Raw genomic sequence first — 16,096 nt, 5'->3', positions numbered from 1 at the left:
TTTTTTTTGATAGGGAAAAGCATTATTTATAGCGTTCTGCCGGAAGCGGAAGAAGGACCTTTTTCGATCCGGGTTTTAAGGGCCGAATTGCTGGAGAAAATCTAAAATGTAACGGAATATTACATTGTAAGGAGCTGAATTAAGGACTATACTAAGGGATACGGTACGGGGTTTTGACTTTTACTGATTAATTACGGCAAGCCCCTCTATTTCTATTTTTGATCTGAGTTAAGGAGTCCTTCGATATGAATCACATATATTTGGATCACGCAGCTTCAACGCCGGTTCATCCGCTTGTGGCGGAAACGATGTTTGACATCATGAAAGGCAAGGTAGGCAACGCTTCCAGCATTCACGCCTTTGGCCGGGATGCGAAACGGATCATTAACGGGGCCAGGGATCAGGTCGCCGCTGCGCTCGGGTGCGGGCCCGACGAGCTGATTTTTACCTCCGGCGGGACGGAAAGCGATAATTTGGCTTTGTTCGGGGCGGCAGCAGCCTGCCGGGAAGCCGGCAAGGGCAAACATATTATTACAGCCTCCACCGAACATCACGCGGTTCTGCATGCCTGCGAAAGACTGGAGCAGCAGGGATTTGAAGTAACCTACCTTCCGGTCGACCGGTATGGACAGGTTCATCCGGAGCAGGTTAAGGAAGCGATCCGGCCGGATACGATCCTGATCAGCCTGATGTACGGCAACAACGAGGTGGGGACGGTCCATCCGGCTGCGGCAATCGGGGAGATCGCCAGGGAACACGGGATATTGTTCCATGTTGATGCGGTACAGGCTTTTGGAAGCGTCCGCCTCGCGCTGGGCGATCTGCCGGTGGATCTGCTCAGCGTGTCCTCCCACAAGATCAACGGTCCGCAGGGCGTAGGCGCGCTTTATTTGCGCCGGGGCACCATGCTTGACCCGATTCTCTACGGCGGCAACCAGGAGCGCAAACGCCGTGCGGGAACGGAAAACATGGCCGGATTAGCCGGATTTGCGAAAGCCGCGGAAATCGTGGCCGCGGACCTGGAAGGCAGGAGGGTGAATTATGAAACGCTGCGCCAGACGCTTTTACACGGTTTAAACAACGAAGTCGGCCCCGAGTATTACCATGTAAACGGGCATCCGACGGAGCATCTTCCGAATATTCTGAACGTCAGCTTTCCTGAGGTCGGAACGGAGACAATGCTGATGAACCTAGATATGGAAGGAATCGCGGTGGCCAGCGGCTCCGCCTGCACCTCAGGTTCCCTGGAACCGTCCCATGTGCTGGAGGCGATGAGGCTGCCGGAACAATTTTTGCGCTCGGCGATTCGTTTTAGTTTCGGTTTGGGTAATACTACTCAGGAAATGGAGCTTACGGCGCAAAAAGTTGGAACCATTCTTGCCCGCATCCGTAATAGACGATAAGGCTTCTATTACGCTTGACGGGAAAGGAGGTCCGCTGAATTCAGAGGAGGTGCCATGCCATGAAGCTGCAGGAAATGATCGGATTGCCGGTGTTTGATGTAGATAATGGCAAGGAGATCGGCAAGGTTTTGGATGTGCTCCTTAGCGAAGAGTGGAAGATCGGCGGCATCATGCTCGAAGGGAAAACGTTGTTTTCTCCTCAAATAAAAGCCGTGCTTTGGGAAGACATTGTCGCTTACGGCGACGATGCCGTAATGATCCGCAATAAACAGGCCGTCCGCAAGATGGATCCTGAACATATAAAATATACATTTGCGCTGGGCAGCGGCAAGGTGAAGGAACTTCCCGTGCTGACCAGCGAAGGGGTCATGATTGGTCACGTCAGCGATGTTTATTTTGACCAACATTTGGGAAATACAATAACAGGGTTTGAAATTAGCGACGGTTTTATCTCCGACTTGGTCGAAGGACGGAAGCTGCTGCCTTTTACCGGGGATATCGTCAAGGGCGAAAATGCCGTGATGGTGCCCGCGCTCAGCGAGCAGCGGCTGGAGAACCGTTAATTTAGCGGAGAGATGGTGTTGTGAGATGATGAAATGTCCAAACTGCAATTCTAAAGATATCGGAAAAATTGGTTCCCATCAGTTTTACTGCTGGGGCTGCTTTATTGAACTGACCGTAAACGGCGAAAAAATGTCGGTTTACCAAGTGGAAGAAGACGGCACGCTGAGCTCGCTGGACGATTTGTTTTTCGGCGAAGAAATGGTGCAGGAGTTCCCTCAGCTACATGCGCCGTCCTGACGATCGGTTACATAGCCTAAGTATGGCAGAGGCGGAGCAAAGCGATGTTTTTATCCGTCCGGCTTGAGACAGGGCATTGGCGCGTAAGCGCCGGTGGCCTGTTTTTTGTTCGGCCCCTCCCGGGTTATTTTGGGCGTCAGCGGCATATACTGACATATAGCCAGTCCGCTGGCAGGGAGGGATAGGTAACGATGGAGCCATTTTACAAAAGCAAGATGTTCCGCTATGCCTGCTGGGTCTTGCTGTCCTTAATCATTTTATATTTTATTTGGCTGCTGAGGCCATTATTCGGACTTGTTTATAGTTTTCTTAAAGCGGTGCTTGCCCCGTTTGTAATTGCGGTCATCATTTCTTACGTTCTGAATCCGGTCGTCAAAATGCTCAATGCGCGCAAGGTGCCGAGAACGATGGCAGTGCTGCTGATTTATGCGGTTTTTTTGACCAGCCTGACCGTCATTTTGATGAATATGATTCCGATGTTTATCGAACAGCTCGGCGAGCTCGGCGAACATCTTCCGGAACTTACGATGCACACGCAGCAGATTATGAACAAATGGGACAATCCGCTGCTGCCGCAGGGGATCCGCATGGGCATGAACAACTGGTTTTTCCAGGCGGAGCAGCGGCTGGCCACCGGAATTTCCGGCTTTATGAACAATATCGGCACAACGATCGGCGTGATGTTTAATGCGTTTATCATCCCGTTCCTGATCTTCTACATGCTGAAGGATTTCGAAGTGTTTGAACGGATGCTGATCCGCTGCCTGCCGAAATCTCACCGCAAATCGATCGTCGGCTTGCTGAAGGAAATCGATGAGGCGCTGGGCAACTATGTGCGGGGGCAGTTTCTTGTCTGCGCGATCATCGGCGTGCTTGCTTACGCGGGATACATGATCATCGGCATGCCTTATGCGCTGCTGTTTGCCGGCGTGGTCGCGGTGTGCAATATCATTCCTTATCTGGGTCCATTCCTCGGGGCCGCACCGGCGGCTTTGGTCGCCACTACAATCTCTTGGAAAATGGTGCTGTTCGTCATCATAGTCAATATGGCCTGCCAGATCATTGAAAGCAACATCATTTCCCCGCAGGTGGTCGGACGGACGCTGCATCTGCACCCGATGTTCATCATTTTTGCGCTGCTGGTCGGCGGCGAAATCGGGGGAATTCCGGGGCTGATTCTGGCCGTTCCTTTTTTTGCGGTCGTCAAAGTGGTGATCCAGCATTTCTATGCTTATTACATCCGCCGTAAAACGGTTTAAGCCGGCCGATTGACAGGCCGCGCCGCGGGCTTATATACTAATATTGATTTTTATGCGCTTTCTGGCGTATATTCCATCAAACAACCAATACGAAGACGAAAAGAAGTACGTCCTGAACGATTCACCAGCGAACGGTTCCTTTGCCGTTTCCCAGGCTTTTGACAGCCTTGAGGAAACCTGAACGGCATCGGGTGGAAGAACCGGAATGAAGGCGGGGCGGAAAGCTGCTTTCCGAGTGCGGACAAACTCCGCCGGGGGATTCCCGTTACAGAATCAGACAAAGGCGATCAGCATTGAATCAAGGTACGGGGATGTTCCTCCGGGCTTTCGCAATGCCGATAACCAGGGTGGTACCGCGAGACAATCGTCCCTGATCTTCAGGGGCGTTTTTTCTATTTTCAGAATATTAGGAGGAAACGTAAATGAAAGCAAGTGAAATTCGTTCCAAATGGCTGCAATTTTTTGCATCCAAAGGGCATTCGATCGAGCCGAGCGCTTCGCTGGTTCCCCATAACGATCCGTCCCTGCTGTGGATCAACGCGGGTATGGCGCCGCTGAAACCGTATTTCGACGGCCGCGTAAAACCTGAGAATCCGCGCATCGCCAACTCGCAGAAATGCATTCGGACCAACGACATCGAAAATGTCGGCAAAACCCGCCGCCATCATACGTTTTTCGAAATGCTCGGCAATTTCTCCATCGGCGATTATTTCAAAGAGGAAGTCATTACCTGGGCATGGGAGTTCCTGACGGGCAAAGATTGGATCGGCTTCGATCCGGAACGCCTGTCCGTAACCGTTTATCCGGAGGACGAAGAAGCGTTTAAGTTGTGGAACGAAAAGATCGGCCTGCCTGCAAACCGCATCATCAAGCTGGAGGACAACTTCTGGGACATCGGCGAAGGCCCTTGCGGACCTTGTACGGAAATTTTTTATGACCGCGGCGAAGCCTACGGCAATGATTCCGAAGATCCGGAGCTGTACCCGGGCGGGGAAAATGAACGTTATCTCGAGGTGTGGAACCTCGTGTTCTCGCAGTTCAACCATAACAAAGACGGCAGCTATACGCCGCTTCCTAACAAAAACATCGATACCGGCGCCGGGCTGGAGCGTTTCGCTTCTATTTTGCAAAACGTCGATTCCAACTTCGATACCGATCTGTTCGTGCCGATTATTCAGCAGACAGCTCAAATCGCCAAAAAGGAATACGGCAAAGACGCCGAGCTTGACGTGGCTTTCAAAGTCATCGCCGACCATATCCGTACCGTGGCGTTTGCGGTAGCCGACGGCGTGCTGCCTTCCAATGAAGGCCGCGGCTATGTCATTCGGCGTTTGCTGCGCCGGGCTGTCCGTTACGGCAAAATGCTCGGGCTGGACCGGCCGTTCATGTTCTCTCTTGTGGAAACAGTAGGGCAGATCATGGGCGAGTTCTATCCGGACGTCGTCACCAAACGCGAATTCATCGAGAAGGTGATCCGCGGCGAAGAGGAACGTTTCCATGAAACGTTGACCGACGGGCTTGCCATTTTAGAGCAGGTCTCCAAGGAAGCTAAAGAAGCGGGCCACACAGTGATCGGAGGAGCCGACGCATTTAAGCTGTACGACACGTACGGATTCCCGCTGGATCTGACCGAAGACTACGCTTTGGAGCACGGATTGACGGTTGACCGGGAAGGGTTTGAAGCGGCGATGCAGAAGCAGCGCGACATGGCGCGTGCGGCTTCCCATACCGGTGGCAGCATGAAGGTCCAAGGCGGCGTACTGGCCGATTTCACGACTAAAACGGATTTCATTGGATATAATGAGCTCGAGGCTTCCTCCAAAATTTTGGCGATTATTTCCGGTGATTCCTTTGTCGACGCGTTGTCTGAAGGCCAAACCGGCCAGGTGATCCTGCAGTCGACTCCTTTCTATGCGGAAAGCGGCGGCCAGGTCAGCGACCAAGGCGTCATCCGCAGTGAAAGCGGCACGGCCGTTGTATCCGGCCTGTTCAAGGCTCCGCACGGTCAGCACGTGCACGAGATAACCGTTGAATCCGGCGAGCTTCGCACGGGTACAACCGTAACGGCCGAAGTGGACCGTGCCAAACGTGCCGATATCGTCAAAAACCATACGGCGACCCACCTGCTGCACAAAGCGCTGAAAGAAGTGCTGGGCACGCACGTCAACCAAGCGGGATCGCTGGTAGAGCCGTCGCGGCTGCGTTTTGACTTCTCGCATCTGGGCAGCATTTCGCCGGAAGAGCTGGCCGATATCGAACGCCGTGTGAACGAGCAGATCTGGAACAGCCTGAAGGTAACGATCGAGCTGAAACCGATCGATGAAGCAAAAGCGATGGGCGCTATGGCGCTGTTTGGCGAAAAATACGGCGACATTGTCCGCGTCGTCCAAGTCGGCGGCTACAGCCTTGAGCTGTGCGGCGGCTGCCACGTGCAGAACACGTCCGAAATCGGACTGTTCAAGCTCGTCAGCGAAAGCGGCATCGGCTCCGGCGTGCGCCGGATCGAAGCGGTTACCGGCCGTTTTGCTTACCTTTACATGGACGAGCAATTGGAGGTGCTGAAAAACGCAGCAGCTCTGCTGAAGTCCAATGTCGCTGAGGTTCCTAAACGGATCGAAGCGCTGCATCAGCAGGTCAAAGATTTGTCCCGCGAGAACGAATCGCTCCAGGGTAAGCTGAGCGCGATCGAAGCGGGAGAACTGACGAGCCGCGTTGTCGAGGTTGGCGGTACCAAGCTGCTGGCCGAACGCGTACAGGCAGGCAGCATGGATGCGCTCCGCACGCTCGCTGACGAGCTGAAGACGAAGGTGCCGGATGCTGTGCTGGTGCTGGGAGCCGCTATGGAAGACAAAGTAAACTTTGTCGTAGCGGTACCTCCGCAGGACGTGAAACGCGGCCTTCATGCCGGCAAGCTGGTGAAGGAGATCGCGGTTTTGTGCGGCGGCGGCGGCGGCGGACGTCCGGACATGGCGCAGGCGGGCGGCAAAGACGCTTCCAAGCTGGATGAAGCGCTGAAGCTGGCTGGCGAACTGGTGGCGGCTCAGGCTTAAACGGACGAATAACGGGGCTTCTAAAAAATGGGATATTTTCTAGTTTCCTATTTCCTTCCGGGAGCCCCAATATGTTATAGTAAGAGATATAAGCTTGGCCCGGAATCCGCCGGAGAAGCTTAGTCTGTATGGCATAATGGCATTTAAGCCGTTATGGCCGAGAATTGAGGTGGCATGATGGACTCCATGGATAAAACTGTAAAGTTTAACGTCACCGGCGATGAGCGGGAGGCGTCCGCACAGGAAATCCTTCTTACAGTTTACGAATCGCTTCAAGAGAAGGAATACAATCCAATCAACCAGATTGTCGGATATCTGCTGTCGGGGGACCCGGCTTATATCCCGCGGCACAATAATGCCAGAAGTCTTGTACGGAAGAAAGAAAGAGATGAGCTCATTGAGGAACTGGTCCGCTTTTATATGAAGCACAATCGGTGATCCGAATTTTGGGTAATCATCTTTTGACAGGAGTTATGTGATGAGGATATTGGGGCTCGATTATGGCGACCGAAGAATCGGCGCTGCCGTAAGCGATGAGCTGGGCTGGACGGCCCAGGGGATCGATACGCTGGAGAAACGCCGGGACGAAGGGGAACTTTCCAAAATCGCCGAGCTTGTTAAGCAGTACGACATTGGGGAAATTGTGGTAGGATTGCCTAAGAACATGAACGGCACGATTGGACCCCGTGGCGAGATTTGCATGGCGTTCGCCGATAAACTGCGTGATCAATTGGCATTGCCTGTTCACCTTTGGGATGAGCGGCTTACGACCGTTTCAGCGCATCGGACGCTGCTGGAAGCGGATGTAAGCCGGGGCAAACGCAAACAGGTCGTGGACAAAATGGCCGCGATGCTTATTTTGCAGAATTATTTGGACTCAAAGACTATAAGGTGAGGGTGATGAATGATGGCAAACCAAATCATCGGCAACGAGGAAGAACCGGAAATCATTTATATTCCTGATGACGAAGGGAACGAAGAAGAGTTCGAAGTCATCATGAAGTTTGAGGTTGACGGCTCCGATGCTAAATATATGATGGTTGTTCCTTTGGAATCGGACGACGAAGAAAGCGAAGAGGTTTATGCTTTCCGTTACGAGGAAGACGGCGATGACTTGAAATTGTATACGATCGACAGCGATGAGGAATGGGAAATCGTTGAGGAAACCTTCAATACGCTGATGGATGAATTCGGCGGTGACGAAGATTAATGACGGCTTTTAACCGGGATAACGTAGTATGGACGAACCGCATCCGGGAAGCCTTCGGTCCAGTCGTGGAGCTCCAGGATGAGCAAGGCAAGTCGACTTATTACCAAGTCGAACAAGAGTTTGACGTGGATGGTCAGTCCTATGCCGTGCTCCGCCCCGATACGCAGGCAGCAAAACCTGCTGAACCGGAGATTTTGAAGGTGGTCGCCGGCGGCGAAGGAGAGCTGTCGCTCGAAACCATCGACGATGACGATGAATGGGAAGAGGTTTCCGAGCTGTACGACGAATTGACTTTTCCCGAATAAGGGTTTACTACGGGCCGTTTGCGGCTTATCTAACGATGTTGTTGCAGTTGTATAGCATGTACCCAAGAAGGGCGGAGCTTCCGCTCTTTTTGGCTGTAAAGGAGTTGGCTTAGTGAAGAAAGGGATACGACTGGCTTTGGCCGTGGTGCTGGTTCTGATCATCGCCGCAGCCGGAGCAGGAGGATACATCTATTGGGGGCTTCAGCCGCCCGCCAAATCGGATCAGCCCGTCCGATTCACGATCGAACCGGGGACAGGAACGGAAGAGATCGCAAATCTGCTGCAGGAGAAAGGTTTGATCAGGAACAGCCTCCTGTTTAAGGTTTCCTTGAAGTACAAGTCCGAGGGCAGCCGTTTTCAGGCCGGAACCTATGAAATGAATCCCGGAGCAACGGCGGATCAAATCATTGCCAAGCTGAACAGCGGGGACGTGGTTCCGGAAGAGATGATTCGCTTTACGATCCCGGAAGGGTTCACTGTGAAGCAGATGGCTGATAAACTTCAGGAAGAAGGAGTAGCGAACGCCGAAACGTTCCTGAAGCTGGTCAAAGACCCCGCAGCCGGCGGGATCGAAAGTCCGCTGCTCGGCCAAATTCCTGCGGATGCCAAACTGATGTACAGGCTGGAGGGTTATTTGTTCCCGGAAACCTATGAACTGAAGAAGGGAAGCACGGAAGCGGACATGATCCGGCGGATGCTCGAGGAAACTTCGGCCAAGCTGGAGCAGATTCCGGATTTCGATGGCAAACTCAAGGCAAGCGGTTATTCGCTGAACCAGATCATGACGATCGCATCCCTCGTGGAGCGTGAGGTAGTTGTCGATAAGGAGCGGCCAATCGTTGCCGGAGTTATTTATAACAGGCTGAAGCAAAACATGAAGCTGGAGATCGATGCGACTGTTCAGTATTTGCTCGGCAAACCGAAAGAACGGCTGCTGAACTCCGATTTGCGCAAGGTGGATAGTCCTTATAATTCTTATCTTTATGAAGGTCTTCCTCCGGGACCGATCGCAGCGCCCAGCTTGAAGTCGATTGAAGCGGCTTTGGAGCCGGAGAAATCGGATTATTTATTTTACGTAACGAAAAAGGACGGCAGCCAGGAGCATTTGTTTGCCGCTACGTACCAGGAGCATTTGGCGAACATCAAAAAAAGCCAGGCTGCGGCCAAATAAGACAGAGGTGTGTGAAGCAATGAAAGCAGGAAAACCGGAACTTCTTGTACCGGCGGGTTCGGTGGAAGAAGCGGTCTCTTTTATAAATGCCGGGGCCAGCGCGGTCTTGGTAGGGGAAGATAAATACGGCATGCGCCTGCCGGGTGAATGCTCTCTGGAGGACATCCGGAAAATCGCAGAGTTTGCGCACAGTCGGGAGGCAAAGGTTTATGTGAGCGTCAGCAACCTGATCAGCAACGATCTGCTGGAAGGGCTTGACGTTTATCTGCTGGAGGTTCAGCAGGCGGGGGCGGACGCCGTCCAATTTGGGGATCCGGCCGTGCTGCGGGCTGCGCGTATGGCCGCTCCTGGCCTCGCGCTGCATTGGAACGCCGAGATGACCTCCACCAACTATGCGACGGCCAACTATTGGGGCAGCAAAGGCGCATCCCGCGTAGTGCTCGCCCGTGAATTGAACATGGATGAAATTACGGGCATGATGCCGCATCTTCAGGTAGAAGCCGAGGTGCAGGTCCATGGGATGACCAACATTTATCATTCCAAACGGGCGCTTGTAGCCAGCTATATGACGCACCAGGGGCGTCCGGTAGAAGGAGACCTCGGCAAAGAACGCGGGTTGTTCCTGATCGAAGCCGAACGCCAGGAGGAGAAATACCCGATTTACGAAGACGTTAACGGAACGCATATTATGAGCTCGGACGATATCTGCATTTTGGAGGACCTTCATCTGCTGCTGGAAGCCGGCGTGCACAGCTTCAAAATCGAATCGCTGCTGAAGCCGGCGGCGTATACGATCGCCGTGATCAAAGCTTACCGCCAAGCGATCGACTTGTTTGCTGCAAATCCGGAGAATTATGCCTTCCAGGACAGCTGGATGGACGAGATTCGCCGTTTGCAGGACCCTGAGCGTGAATTATCTTTTGGTTTTTATTATAAAGAGCAGGTTTATTAACCGATTAATCCCGCATCAAGAGAGGTGAATCTTTGTGTCAACCATTGAACGTCATAAGTCTATTGAACAGCATTCCATAAATGAACAGCACAAGCCTAAATATAAAGGAAAAAGATACCGGCTCGACAAACCGGAGCTGCTGGCCCCGGCCGGCAATCTGGAGAAGCTGAAATTTGCGGTTCATTACGGCGCGGATGCCGTGTATATCGGCGGACAGCATTACGGCCTCCGCTCCAATGCGGATAACTTCAGCTTTGAGGAAATGCGCGAAGGCGTCGAATTCGCCAAGAAATATGGCGCCAAAGTTTTTGTAGCGACTAATATCTACGCGCATAACGAGGATCTTGACGGCATTGAGGAATATTTGCGCAACCTTTACGAAGTCGGCATCTCCGCGATCATTGTGGCAGATCCGATCATTGTCGATACGGCCCTGCGGGTAGTTCCAGGCCTGGAGGTGCATTTGAGCACCCAGCAGTCCACCGTGAACTGGCAGGCGGTCCAGTATTGGAAAGAGGAAGGGCTGCCGCGCGTAGTATTGGGACGCGAAACCAGCCTGGAGGAAATCGCCGAAATCAAAAATCACGTGGACATTGAAATCGAAGCGTTTATCCATGGCGCTATGTGTTCTTCCTACTCGGGGCGCTGCGTGTTGTCCAACCATTTTACGGACCGGGACTCCAACCGCGGGGGCTGCTGTCAGTCCTGCCGCTGGAAATACGATCTGTTTGAGGATGCTCGCGAGCAAACGTGGATTTCGGAGGAAGAAGCGGCGGAAGACCGCGTGCTGCAGCAGTTTAAGCTTGGCACGACGCAAATTCCGCTGTTTGCGGAAGAAGACAATGCCTTTACGATGGGCTCCAAGGATTTGTGCATGATTGCGAATGTTCCGGATCTGATCGACGTTGGCGTGGACAGCTTTAAAATCGAAGGCCGCATGAAGTCGATCCACTATGTGGCCACGGTGGTTAATGCCTACCGACGAGCCATTGATTCTTATATGGAAGACCCGGATAATTACGTGCTGAAACCCGAATGGGTGGAAGAAATCAACAAAGCGGCGAACCGCCCGTTGAATACCGGATTCTTTTACGATACGCCCGACCATGAGGATCATATTTATGAACCCGAGGAAAAAGCGGCTCCTTATGATTTCGCAGGTCTGGTCATGGATTACGACGCCGAAACCGGCATGGCGACCGTTCAGCAGCGCAATCATTTCAAACCCGGGCAGGAAGTGGAATTCTTCGGGCCGGGGGACACGTTCTTCAAACAAACCGTCGGGACGCTTTGGGATGAGAACGGCAACGAAATCGACGCGGCCCGCCATCCGCTGCAGCTGGTCAAATTCAAGGTGGACCGTCCGGTTCAATACTTTGACATGATGAGAAAAAAGAAATAGACAAATAGTCCTGAAAATGTAACCCTTTGTCCTTGAGGCAAAGGGTTTTTTTGTCGGTTTTTACAAAAAAATTAGATAAATATGCATGATATTTAACAAAAAGCTTAAGAAATTGGGACGAAAGCCGAAATATTAATTAGGACTAAAAATACATAGAAGGAACGGGTGAACAGGATGGCCAAATTCCCAAAATTGCAGCGCAATAAGGACAAAGAGGGGGAAAAGCAGCAGCAGGGTAAACCAAAGCAATCCAAGCAAGGCCTTCAAAAAGCACTGAAGAAAACGGTTACATACTCGAGGGGATTAAAAGTCGGAAATCTGGATCCCACGAAGTCCGTGGGGGTCCGATTATTTCTCATCTTTTTTGTAGCGATTATGGTGTTTGTGCTGTCTCTGGGTATTTTATCCTACCAGACTGCCAGGACCATCGTGCAGAAAAACGCAAAAACATCCAACCAGCAGACGGTCATTCAAACCGCCGACAAGCTGGACATTATTTTTGACAAGTATCAGGAAGGGGTTCAACAGGTCTTTTTTGACAAAGAGCTGCAGGACGACTTGACGGGCCTTGGAGCCAAAGGTCTCTCCAACTATGACCAGTTTACGCTGGTGAAAGCGATCAGCGAGAAGATGAGCACCTTTACCTACTCTATTACCGGGTCACGCGCTTTGTATTTGTTCCCGGTCGATGAAAGCTTTACGCCGATCACGGCAGGAAACGCGGACACGGACCTGACGTCCAACCTTAAAAATGCATCTTGGTACCCAACTTTAGCCAATGGTACGGCTTCCACCTGGCAGGCTGTTTCCGAGGGCTCGGACGGCATCTATCGGTATGCGCAGTCTTTGAAAACCTTAAGCGGCTCCTCGCGTTATATTATTGTTATGGATATCGATCTGACAACCTTGAACAACGAGCTTGAAAAGGTTTCTCTGGGCGATGGCTCCAAAGTGGAGCTTGTCGACGGACAGGGACAGGTCGTGGCCGCCAACGTAGACTTGAGCCAGCAGAAATTGACGGCTTTGGATGCGGTAACGAAAAATACCAAAGAAACGGACAGCTTTACAACCAATGATCAGGACGGCAAATCCGTTTTGGCTGTATATGATACTTTGAAATCCTCCGGCTGGAAGTTGACCGGAATCGTGCCGGTGAGCAACCTGGTGGCCGATGCCAAAAGCATTCTGGTCACAACGTTTATTGCGGCCGTTGTGGTTGCCATCATTGCGGTACTGATCGGGATTTGGATCGTCCGTATGATCGGGCGTCCGCTTTCCATCATGAACCGTTTGATGCAGCAGGGGGCGAGCGGGGAACTTAATGTACGGATGAAACATACGGGACGCGATGAAATCGGCCAGCTCTCCGCCAGCTTTAATCAGATGATGGAGCAGATTACGACGCTGGTGACCCATGCGAATTCTTCGGCGGCAGAAGTGCTGGGCACGGCCTCGGAGCTTGCGGAAGCCTCCAGAAAAACGGCGTTGTCCGCAAGGGAAATTGCGGTCGCCACCGAAGAGATCGCCAACGGCGCGGGCAGCCTGGCCAGCGAAGCCGAACGCGGCAGCGATTTGACGGAAAACATTGGTACCCAGGTGTCGGCGGTTATTGCCTCTAACCGAGAGATGCAGGAATCGGCGCGCGAGGTGGAAAACGCCAGCGAGCTGGGTACGAAATACCTGCAGGGATTAACGGAGAAAACAAACACGACGGGCGAAATGACCCGGGCTTTGGCCGACCGCGTCAACGCTTTGCATGCCAGCACAGCCTCCGTACGCAAGGTTCTCGAAGTCATGCAAAACATTACGCAGCAGACCAATATCCTGTCTTTGAACGCTACGATCGAAGCCGCTCGCGCAGGAGCGGCAGGCCGCGGATTTATGGTTGTGGCCGATGAAATCCGCCAGCTTGCCGAACAGTCCAGACAATCGATTACGATGGTTGGGCAAATTACGGACGAAATCCAGCAGGAAATGAACGAAACCATCGAGGCTTTGGAAGAAGTGAATCCGCTGTTCGAGCAGCAAATCGAATCGGTGAAAGAAACCGGAGAGATTTTTGTATCAGTGCAGGAGCAAATGGAAAAATTCGTGGCCAAGCTGGATGGAGTCACATCTTCTATTGAAGGCCTGAGCCAGTCCCAGCACATTTTGTCCGAGGCAATGGCGAATGTCAGCGCGGTGGCCGAGGAATCGTCCGCGACTTCGGAAGAGGTGGCATCCCTGTCCAGCGAACAGCAGATGGTCGGCGACCAGCTGGTTGAGCTGTCGGGACAGCTGGAGCAGGTGTCCGATAAATTGAAAGAATCGCTGTCCAGATTTAAATTCTAATTGATTTTCCCTAATCCTTATCCAAAAAATTATCGGGTTGCCCTTGTGCCTAAAACGCATAGGGGCACCTTTTTTTATAAATATTTTTAAAAGGCAATTATTAAGGATAAAGGATAAAGATTGCGCCCTGGTGACATACGGGAAGTGTGGGATAGCTCCGAAAAGGAAATACTTTGTCGAAAGGAGGATTTTCGTGATGAACTTGACCATCAAAAAACGGATTTTTGCCGTTTTGCTTCTTGTGACTGCCTTAATCGGCATTATCGCTGTGCGTTTGGCGTGGCTGCAGCTGTTTGATGGGGTCCCGAAAGCGGCTTCCGCACATGGGAGGGAAACGTCCGAAATGGCGGTCCTGCAGCGTGAGACAAGCATGGAGCTGGACCCGGGACGCGGCCGGTTCGTGGATGCATCCGGAAACTCTCTTACGAGCGAAGTTGTCCTAGCCCCTGTGTTGTTTCCGCTCCGCAAGGAAAGCTCTACCGGCAACAAGGATGGAGGCGATGGCGGGAAAGGTTCCAACGGAGCTCAAAATATGCAGACGGAGGAACGCCAAATCGGCGCGCTGGCCAAACTGCTGAACACGACGACGGATCGGCTTGAGGCCGTCAGAAGCCGACTGCAGCAGCCTACTTATTGGACAGACAAACGGGGGAACGGCGGACAACAGGTTCCTTACAGCCTCACCTCGGAACAGGCCGCGGAATTGGACAGGCTGGATATCCCTTGGGTAAAAGCGCTGCCTGTACTCCAGCGGTATACGGAGCAGTCTTCAGGCAAGCAGTGGCTAGGGTTTGTAGCCGAGCAGCCGGAGGTGGTTATGGCGATGAATCAGAAGACAGGGAGCGGCCAGGTCAAACGGGGAGAGGTTCTGCCGATTTCCGCCAAGCTTGGCGCTTCCGGGCTGGAGAAAACCTTCGACAGGCTCCTGCGGGGCGAAGGGCCGACAGGCGTGTCGTACCTGATCGACGGACGCCGCCAGCCGCTTTCCAAAGAGGCGCTCCGGGTTCATGCCGCCGGCAATCCCTATTATCCGCTTACGGTCCGGACCACCATCGATTTGAGCCTGCAGAACCAAATTGAGCGTCTGGCCGCCGAAAAAGGGGTAAAAGAGGGAGCGGTCGTTGTGCTCGATGTGAAAACCGGAGATGTGAAGGCGATGGTTTCGCTGCCTTTCTACAATCCGAACTCGGTGGATCCGAACATGACGTCGAACTGGAGCAACAGGGCTGTAAAGGAAGCGGTGCCCGGCTCGATTTTCAAAACGGTAACGGCGGCAGCGGCTTTGGAAGCAGGCCTTTCCCGGCCGGACGAGCACTTTTTCTGCAGCGGGAATTACGGGAAATACGGACTGTCCTGTTCGAAAAAAGCCGGTCACGGGGACATTACCCTCGCCAGAGGATTTGCGGAATCCTGCAACATCGTCTTCGGAAGTTTAGGAGAACGCCTCAGTCCTTACATGCTTCAGCAAACAGCGGACGCGTTGGGCATCGGCCGAACGGTGGGATGGGAGGAGCAGGCGTTCATCGACGGACGGCCTCTTCATCAGATCGACCAGGAGGAGGCAGGCACGGTATTTGGACAGGAACCCCATCCGGAGGATGGCGGGGTTCGGGCACAAACGGCGATAGGCCAAAGAAGCGTTCGGCTCAGCCCGCTGCAGGCGGCCAATTTGGTGGTGACGCTGCTGCACGGAGGAGCCGTGCAGGCTCCCCGGCTGGTATCCGGGATCAGCTATGCCAACGGCACCGAAATGATCCGTTTCGAACCTCATCAATCGCCTGCCGCATCCGGCCAAATTTCTTCCCGGACGGCCCAAACCCTGCTGCAGTGGATGCGAACGGTCGTTACGGACGGGACCGGCCGCAAGCTGAACAATGCGAAATGGAAGCTGGCCGGGAAGTCGGGGACCGCACAGGTGGTCAGAGACGGGAAAGCGTTAAATGATCAATGGTTCATCGGATTCGGCCCTTACGAATCACCCAAGTATGCCGCTGCTGTGTTGGTCCAAAGCCGGGAGCCTGGGTCCGTCCACCTGGCTACGGAGCTTTTTGGGGACGTAATGAATACACTTGCAGTTCCTGACAGAACATGAAAGAAGCAGCCCAAAAAAGAGGCCTAAAATCAAAGCTTTTATGATAAAATAGAGAAGATGTTCAAATAAATTTAGGATTTGGGCAAGCCAAAGTCAATGAAACAGAGAGAAATGGGGAAT

14 protein-coding genes are annotated in these 16,096 nt (G+C 52.8%); all 14 read left to right on the top strand.

Annotation, left to right across the window (positions count from 1 at the left end; genetic code table 11):
• Positions 1–245 precede the first annotated feature (245 nt).
• The 14 genes from AC3ZPD_RS17150 to AC3ZPD_RS17085 all read left to right on the top strand — a co-directional run bounded on the left by AC3ZPD_RS17150 (position 246) and on the right by AC3ZPD_RS17085 (position 15,976).
• Complete coding sequence (locus tag AC3ZPD_RS17150) at positions 246–1,403, top strand: cysteine desulfurase family protein (protein ID WP_490985500.1); 1,158 nt, start codon at positions 246–248, stop codon at positions 1,401–1,403.
• Between the two features lie 59 nt (positions 1,404–1,462).
• Positions 1,463–1,966, top strand: a complete 504-nt coding sequence (locus AC3ZPD_RS17145; RefSeq protein WP_490985499.1) for a PRC-barrel domain-containing protein — start codon at positions 1,463–1,465, stop codon at positions 1,964–1,966.
• Between the two features lie 28 nt (positions 1,967–1,994).
• Positions 1,995–2,204, top strand: a complete 210-nt coding sequence (locus AC3ZPD_RS17140) for a YrzR-like zinc ribbon domain (protein ID WP_490985549.1) — start codon at positions 1,995–1,997, stop codon at positions 2,202–2,204.
• Between the two features lie 191 nt (positions 2,205–2,395).
• Positions 2,396–3,463, top strand: coding sequence for an AI-2E family transporter (locus AC3ZPD_RS17135; RefSeq protein WP_490985498.1), 1,068 nt, complete (start codon positions 2,396–2,398; stop codon positions 3,461–3,463).
• 422 nt (positions 3,464–3,885) lie between these two features.
• Complete coding sequence (alaS, locus tag AC3ZPD_RS17130) at positions 3,886–6,513, top strand: alanine--tRNA ligase (protein ID WP_490985497.1); 2,628 nt, start codon at positions 3,886–3,888, stop codon at positions 6,511–6,513.
• A 177-nt stretch (positions 6,514–6,690) separates the two neighbouring features.
• Positions 6,691–6,951 (top strand): IreB family regulatory phosphoprotein, encoded by a 261-nt coding sequence (locus AC3ZPD_RS17125; protein WP_490985548.1) that lies wholly within the window; start codon positions 6,691–6,693, stop codon positions 6,949–6,951.
• Positions 6,952–6,991: 40 nt separating this feature from the next.
• Entirely contained in the window at positions 6,992–7,408 is a 417-nt protein-coding gene (gene ruvX, locus AC3ZPD_RS17120) for a Holliday junction resolvase RuvX (protein ID WP_490985496.1), read from the top strand.
• A 12-nt stretch (positions 7,409–7,420) separates the two neighbouring features.
• On the top strand, positions 7,421–7,723 hold the full coding sequence (locus AC3ZPD_RS17115; protein ID WP_490985547.1) for a DUF1292 domain-containing protein: 303 nt from the start codon (positions 7,421–7,423) through the stop codon (positions 7,721–7,723).
• Positions 7,723–8,028, top strand: a complete 306-nt coding sequence (locus tag AC3ZPD_RS17110; RefSeq protein WP_490985495.1) for a DUF1292 domain-containing protein — start codon at positions 7,723–7,725, stop codon at positions 8,026–8,028. Before AC3ZPD_RS17115 ends, AC3ZPD_RS17110 begins: the two co-directional genes overlap by 1 nt.
• Positions 8,029–8,140: 112 nt before the next feature.
• Positions 8,141–9,199: an endolytic transglycosylase MltG gene (gene mltG, locus AC3ZPD_RS17105; protein ID WP_490985494.1), complete on the top strand. Its 1,059-nt coding sequence runs from the start codon at positions 8,141–8,143 to the stop codon at positions 9,197–9,199.
• Positions 9,200–9,218: 19 nt separating this feature from the next.
• Positions 9,219–10,151, top strand: coding sequence for a peptidase U32 family protein (locus AC3ZPD_RS17100; RefSeq protein WP_490985493.1), 933 nt, complete (start codon positions 9,219–9,221; stop codon positions 10,149–10,151).
• Positions 10,152–10,227: 76 nt separating this feature from the next.
• Positions 10,228–11,553 carry a peptidase U32 family protein gene (locus AC3ZPD_RS17095; protein ID WP_490985546.1) on the top strand — a complete coding sequence of 442 codons (1,326 nt, stop codon included), beginning with the start codon at positions 10,228–10,230 and terminating at the stop codon, positions 11,551–11,553.
• 174 nt (positions 11,554–11,727) lie between these two features.
• On the top strand, positions 11,728–13,884 hold the full coding sequence (locus AC3ZPD_RS17090; protein ID WP_490985492.1) for a methyl-accepting chemotaxis protein: 2,157 nt from the start codon (positions 11,728–11,730) through the stop codon (positions 13,882–13,884).
• A 196-nt stretch (positions 13,885–14,080) separates the two neighbouring features.
• A complete protein-coding gene (locus tag AC3ZPD_RS17085; protein ID WP_490985491.1) occupies positions 14,081–15,976 on the top strand; it encodes a peptidoglycan D,D-transpeptidase FtsI family protein in 1,896 nt (631 codons plus the stop codon).
• The last annotated feature ends 120 nt before the right edge of the window (positions 15,977–16,096 follow it).

It is taken from the genome of Paenibacillus mobilis (assembly GCF_058267595.1).
This window is presented reverse-complemented; position numbering and strand designations above follow the sequence as displayed.